A 4,810-nucleotide genomic window follows, 5' to 3' on the forward strand; every position below is an offset into this window, starting at 1 on the left:
ACCTCGGCCAAGGCAGCTACGCCGGAATCACTTCCGAGATAGTCGACGTCGCCGAGGGTGAAGTCATAACCCAATTCAGTTGCCGGGCTTCACGCCGGTGATCATGACGTTGTAGAAGAATCCGCGAGGAACGACGTGGCGGAGCACCTTCTCGTCGACCCAGCTGAGCGTCTTCCAACCACCGAAAGCGAAACGCCCCCAGCCCCAACCGAGCTTCTCCGGTGGAACAGCCGCTTCGAAAGTACGGACAGGCCAGCCGAGAAGCGCCGCGGCGAATTCCTCGGTGGCAGCGTGGACCTGATCGGCGCCAGCAGACTTCGCCATGTTCTCGAGGTCGGTGGGATCGAACGTATGGATGTCGACGACAGCCTCGAGAGCTGCTGCACGAGAAGACTCGTCGAGTTCCTCTTGCGGGCGACGCCAGTCTGCGAGGAACGGCAGCTTGGTCACGCGCGTGGTTGCTTCCCACGTCGCGCGGCCGAGCCAGCGAGCGTAGAAGTTGCCGACAGTGGTGGGCTCACCGGCGAAGACGAAACGTCCGCCGGGCTTGAGGACACGAAGGACCTCACGGAGCGACTTCTCGACGTCCGGAATGTGGTGCAGCACGGCGTGGCCGACCACCAGGTCGAAGGTGTTGTCCTCGTACGGAATGGTCTCGGCATCGGCAACACGGCCGTCGACCGGAAGGCCGAGGCTTTCGGCATTGCGCAGTGCGACCTTGACCATGCCGGGCGAGAGGTCGGTGACCGAACCGGTCTTGGCGACTCCACCCTGCATCAGGTTCAGGAGGAAGAATCCGGTGCCGCAACCGAGTTCGAGCGCGCGCTCGTACGGGAGCGGCTGATCGCCCGCGACGGCGTCGAAACGACCACGTGCGTAGTCGATGCAGCGCTCGTCGTACGAGATGGACCACTTGTCGTCGTAGGTTTCGGCTTCCCAGTCGTGGTAGAGCACCTGGGCGAGCTTGGTGTCCTTACGAGCGGCCTCGACCTCTTCGGCCGTGGCGTGCGGCCGCGGCGCGGGGTCGACTACCGAGGTGTCGGTAGCGGCGGGCGGCGTGACGGTTGCGTCGTCATTCGGGCTGGCTGTCATGGCGGCTATCCTACTCGCTGGTAAGAGATGAACAAGTTCTAGTTTAGGGGAGCCTACTCGCCCGTGAACTCGGCCTTGCCCGGACCGTTCGCGATGAACGACTCCATGCCGATCGCCTGATCCTTGGTCGCGAACAATCCGGCGAACAGATGCTGCTCGATCTTGAGCCCGGATTCCAGGTCGGTGTTCAGACCCTCGTCGATGGCCGCCTTGGCAGTAGCCAACGCACGTGACGCTCCCCCGACGAACTGCGAGGCCCATGTCCGGGCCGCGGTGTACACGTCGTCGGGAGCGACGACCTCGTCGACCAAACCGATGGCCAACGCCTCGTCAGCCCCGACGAAACGGCCGGTGAAGACCAGATCCTTGGCCTTGGCCGGACCGATCAGACGAGCCAGACGCTGCGTTCCGCCGCCACCGGGAATGATTCCGAGCAGAATCTCCGGAACTCCGAGCTTGGCATTGTCTCCGACGATCCGGCGATCGGCCGAGAGTGCAACTTCGAGTCCACCGCCGAGTGCGTATCCGGTGATCGCGGCAACGGTCGGCTTCGGGATGGACGCCACGGCGCCGAGTCCGGCCTGCATGCCGCCGATCGCGTCACGGATCTGGCCGTAGTCCATCTCGGCCATTTCCTTGACGTCGGCACCGGCTGCGAAGACTTTCTCGCCGCCGTAGACGATGACGGCCTTGACTGCCTTGTCGACGGTCGCAGCGTGTGCGGCAGCAGCCAACTCGTCCTGAACCTGACGGTTCAGAGCGTTCATGGGCGGACGCGCCAGACGGATGGTGCCGATGCCTTCGGAAACCTCGAGAGTCACAAATTCAGCCATGGTCGAGAGGTTACTTTGCCGCCTTGACCGACCACGGATGCGGCCCGGCGACGTAGTAACCGTCCTGGTTCGGGAACTCGACGCGCAGCGTTTCCTCGTCGGTGATCAACGTAGGCAGGATGACGGGAATCTCCGGCTCGGCTGCGAGTATCTCCGCCACCGAACTGAACTTGGCCAATTCGGTCAGCTGACTCCACGTCGGCGGCAACAGGATGCTGCCACCCTCCCGCCAATGCGCGAGCGCGTCCTGCGGGCTCTGCCAACGCACCTCGGCGGCCTCGGAGGTGACCCCGTCCGCGATCTGTCCGGTCGGTGACGCTGCGACGAAGAAGCGCGTGTCGTAGCGGCGGGTCTCGCCCACCGGCGTGATCCAGTTCGCCCACGGCCGCAGCAGATCCGTGCGCAGGACCAGGTTCTCCTTCTTCAGGAAATCGCTGAACGACAGCTCGTGCTTTTCGAGAGCTACTCGATCCTGTGCATAGCCGGCCGTGTCCGCGACGACCGTGTCAGCCGTGGGGCCGGCCAGCAGGACACCGCACTCCTCGAAAGTTTCCCGCACCGCAGCCAAGACGAGAGCCTTCGCCCGAGCAACATCCGTGCTGAACCGCTCGGCCCACCACTCGACCGACGGTCCGGCCCACTCGACCTCGGCCGTCGCATCGGACTTGTCGACGCCGCCGCCGGGGAATACCGTCATGCCCCCGGCAAACGCCATCCCCTGTACTCGTTGAAGCAGGAAGATCTCGATACCGGATTCGGCATCGCGCACCAAGATGACGGTCGACGCATCCTTGGGCTCGGGGACAGCGTTTGCATTCTCGTTAGCCATGCTTCGCGAACCTACGCGATCTGTGATCTGGGCCGCATTTCAGGTCCCACTGAAGCTCACGCGCGATGAGCTCCGGACGGCCTCGCGCGGCGCGCGAAGTATCGGCCGTCCGCCTTGTCGAGGCTGATGGACTGGCTGAATGCCGCGCTCAGATTTTCGGCGGTGATGACGTCGTCCAGAAGGCCCTGAGAGACGACCTCCCCTTCCTTGAGAAGGAGTGCGTGGGTGAATCCCGGCGGGATTTCCTCGACGTGATGGGTGATCAGAACGGTAGCCGGGGCGTCCGGATCGGCAGCCAGTTCGGCGAGTCTAGCCACAAGTTCCTCACGTCCACCGAGATCGAGCCCGGCGGCGGGCTCGTCCAGGAGAAGAAGTTCGGGATCGGTCATCAAGGCTCGCGCGATGAGGACGCGCTTGCGCTCGCCTTCGGAAAGCGTCCCGTACGTCCGATCCGCCAGGTGCTCGGCGCCGAGGCTTTCGAGCATCTCCACAGCGCGCGAGGTGTCCATGGATTCGTACTCCTCGCGCCACCGACCGAGAACGGCGTAGCCCGCCGACACGACGAGGTCGCTGACCTTCTCGTCGCCGGGCACGCGGTTCGCCAACGACGACGAGGACAAACCGATTCGCGGGCGCAACTCGTTGACGTCGACCTTGCCGAGAACTTCGCCAAGGAGGTGGGCAGAACCACTGGTCGGGAAAGTCTCACCGGCCGCGATGCGCAGCAGCGAGGTCTTGCCGGCACCGTTGGGTCCGAGCACCACCCATCGCTCGTCCAGCTCCACTTTCCAGGTGACGGGCCCCACGAGAGTGGACCCTCCCCGACGGATGAGTACGTTGTCGAAATCGATGAGCAGATCTGGATCAGGTAGCGGCACCCGAACATCTTCCCGCACATTCTCCGGCCGTTCACGGCAGGATCATCTTGCGTGTCGCCTCTCATCGAAACTCACACCCCGACGCCCGGGTCTCCGTTCCCACTCGGCGCCCACATCGTGGACTCCGGAACCCAGTTCGCGGTCCACGCCCCAGCTGCGTCGAGCGTCCAGATCTGCCTGATCGACCAGGACGGAAACGAAGATCGCGTCGAACTTCGGCAACACACGTACGGAATCTGGCACGGAATCATCTCCGGGATCGGTGCGGGGCAGCGTTACGGAATTCGGGCGTCCGGCCCGTGGAATCCGCGCGCCGGGCTGAGACTTAATCCACACAAGCTGCTCGTCGATCCGTGGGCGCGCCGCATCGAGGGGGATCTCGGTGATCACCGTGCCCTCCTGTCGTACACCGACGATCCCTTCGGCGACCCGTCGACGGTCGACTCGCTCGGCCACGTGCCGCTGTCCGTGGTGACTCCCGGCCTCGCGCCCGCCGGAGCCCGCCTCGAGACGCCGTGGGAGGAAAGCGTCATCTACGAACTGCATGTGGGCGCGTACACCGCCAGTCATCCAGGAGTACCCGCCGCCCACCGTGGAACGTACCTCGGCCTGACGGCACCGGCCGTGATAGATCACCTCGTCTCACTCGGCGTCACCGCCGTGGAACTGCTTCCCGTACAGGCGTTTCTGACCGAACACAGCGTCCGCGAGCGAGGAATGCGCAACCACTGGGGATACTCGACGGCGTCGTACTTCGCCCCGCATCCCGGATACGCGGCAACTCCGGGCGGCGAAGTCACCGAGTTCCGGATCATGGTCGACGCACTACACGCGGCAGGCATCGAGGTCATCCTCGACGTCGTCTACAACCACACCTGCGAGCAGAGTGTCGACGGAATCAGCGTCAGCTGGCGAGGTTTGGACGGCCCCGGCTACTACCTTCTCGACGGCGACGGCCGCGACATCGACCTGACCGGGTGCGGCAACACGGTCGACGCCTGCTCCCCCATCACCGTGCGCATGATCACTGACAGCCTCCGCTACTGGGCCACCGAAATGGGTGTCGACGGCTTCCGATTCGATCTTGCGAGCGCGTTGGGTAGGCCGCGCGGCGGAGGCTTCGACCAGCGGGCGTCCATCCTGTCCGCCATCTCCTCCGATCCGGTACTGACTCGGTG

5 protein-coding genes are annotated in these 4,810 nt (G+C 64.6%); 1 reads left to right on the plus strand and 4 read right to left on the minus strand.

Features of this window, described 5'->3' with window-relative positions; genetic code table 11:
• Positions 1-75: 75 nt before the first annotated feature.
• Genes RWT78_RS28310 through RWT78_RS28325 form a run of 4 tightly spaced genes read right to left on the minus strand, consistent with a single transcriptional unit; the run spans position 76 to position 3,632 of the window.
• Positions 76-1,092, minus strand: coding sequence for a class I SAM-dependent methyltransferase (locus tag RWT78_RS28310; protein WP_003944733.1), 1,017 nt, complete (start codon positions 1,090-1,092; stop codon positions 76-78).
• 53 nt (positions 1,093-1,145) lie between these two features.
• Positions 1,146-1,925: an enoyl-CoA hydratase-related protein gene (locus tag RWT78_RS28315; protein ID WP_314682612.1), complete on the minus strand. Its 780-nt coding sequence runs from the start codon at positions 1,923-1,925 to the stop codon at positions 1,146-1,148.
• Between the two features lie 10 nt (positions 1,926-1,935).
• Positions 1,936-2,754, minus strand: coding sequence for an NUDIX domain-containing protein (locus RWT78_RS28320; protein ID WP_003944751.1), 819 nt, complete (start codon positions 2,752-2,754; stop codon positions 1,936-1,938).
• A gap of 56 nt (positions 2,755-2,810) precedes the next feature.
• A complete protein-coding gene (locus RWT78_RS28325) occupies positions 2,811-3,632 on the minus strand; it encodes an ABC transporter ATP-binding protein (RefSeq protein WP_003944728.1) in 822 nt (273 codons plus the stop codon).
• 51 nt (positions 3,633-3,683) lie between these two features.
• Here RWT78_RS28325 and RWT78_RS28330 point away from each other — a divergent pair.
• A partial coding sequence (locus RWT78_RS28330; RefSeq protein WP_314682616.1) for an alpha-amylase family glycosyl hydrolase occupies positions 3,684-4,810 on the plus strand: 1,127 nt, incomplete at its 3' end.

It is taken from the genome of uncultured Rhodococcus sp. (genome assembly GCF_963525155.1).
GTDB lineage: Bacteria > Actinomycetota > Actinomycetes > Mycobacteriales > Mycobacteriaceae > Rhodococcus_F > Rhodococcus_F qingshengii.

Coding starts and splice junctions, on each gene's coding strand:
- RWT78_RS28320 (WP_003944751.1), bottom strand. CDS start 2,754: ATGGCTAACGAGAATGCAAACGCTGTCCCCGAGCCCAAGGATGCGTCG.
- RWT78_RS28315 (WP_314682612.1), bottom strand. CDS start 1,925: ATGGCTGAATTTGTGACTCTCGAGGTTTCCGAAGGCATCGGCACCATC.
- RWT78_RS28310 (WP_003944733.1), bottom strand. CDS start 1,092: ATGACAGCCAGCCCGAATGACGACGCAACCGTCACGCCGCCCGCCGCT.